At 35.7% G+C, this 1,153-nt stretch carries 1 protein-coding gene; it reads left to right on the top strand.

All coding sequences use genetic code 11. The features are described from left to right. The first annotated feature begins 446 nt into the window (after positions 1-446). Positions 447-959, top strand: coding sequence for a PBECR2 nuclease fold domain-containing protein (locus CQA49_RS09750; RefSeq protein WP_115575750.1), 513 nt, complete (start codon positions 447-449; stop codon positions 957-959). Positions 960-1,153: the final 194 nt, after the last annotated feature.

Raw genomic sequence — 1,153 nt, 5'->3', positions numbered from 1 at the left:
TTCTTTAGTGTTACCTCTTACAATGTTTTTGCCATTTTCAAATGTTGCACCTAGAGTTGTAGTAGTAGAGGCTTGTTGGACACCTTGCCATTTACCTCCGCTTTCCATGTGAGAGAAGTCTTGGACAGATTTCATTTGGGAGCCGACATTGTTTGAGTAAGAGAGTAAAAGAGTGTTTGTTTGGGAGAATGGGGAATGTATGTTTAGAGAGAGAATGTAGTTAAAGAATGGGAATGTATGTTTAGAGAGTGGTTTGAGGATATTTAGAGAAATAGAGAAGTAAGAGGGCTGGTAAAGGAAGGGTGGGCAAATTTTACTTGTCTAAGCCACTTCAAACTATCTTTCAAGCTCCCATAAAACCAAACACAATACAAGCAGTGCGCAATCCATTCACTTTGCATGTGATTTTGTTATAATTTTGAATAAATCAATGCTGTGGAGAAATAGTGATAGCAAAATTTATAGGAAAAGATGAAATTGATAAGGCAAAAGCACTCATCACTCAAGATCTTATCAATAAGCATAGCGAGCAGTTAGAACCAAGCAACAATATGCTTTCTTTCCTTACTCAAGCTAAAAATCATCACAACACTCAAAAAATTCTCAATCACTTTGCAGATAAGATGACCATTAAAGATGAATTGGGTGTCTATTCAGGCGAAGGACTAGCACGCTTTAGGTATCTAAACTATATCATTCCGACTATAGAAAATCCTTTAATTATCATAAGAAGGGCTAAAAGGAACATTTACCTTAAGTCCTTTTTGGACAAAAAGAATCATATTCATCGATTTGTAGTAATCACTGAAAACACACAAAATGGTGAAGTCTTTATAACAGCCTTTAAAACCGAAAACAACAAAAATATTAAAAGATTGATGAATAACGCAGATGAAGTTGAATTTGTAGGAATGCTCCCGCAGATACCTTTGAACTCTCTGCATGGGATAGGAGAATAAATCAAAGCTCCAACGCCCAAATTCTAACAAAATAAGTTTAATGTAATATTAAATAAGAGCTACCCCTCCTTTTACCAGCCCCTACTTCTTTTACATAGCCACATTTGCATTTTTCCCCGAAACTCTCTATAATGCCTCCAAAATAAATCTAAAACGAAAGGAGAAAAGGCTATGGGTAGCTTTGCACTAGGTTA

Origin of the sequence: Helicobacter sp. MIT 00-7814, assembly GCF_003364115.1 — a bacterium.
Lineage (GTDB): Bacteria > Campylobacterota > Campylobacteria > Campylobacterales > Helicobacteraceae > Helicobacter_F.
The sequence above is the reverse complement of the archived record's forward strand: the minus strand, read 5'-3'. Positions and strand labels throughout refer to the sequence as shown.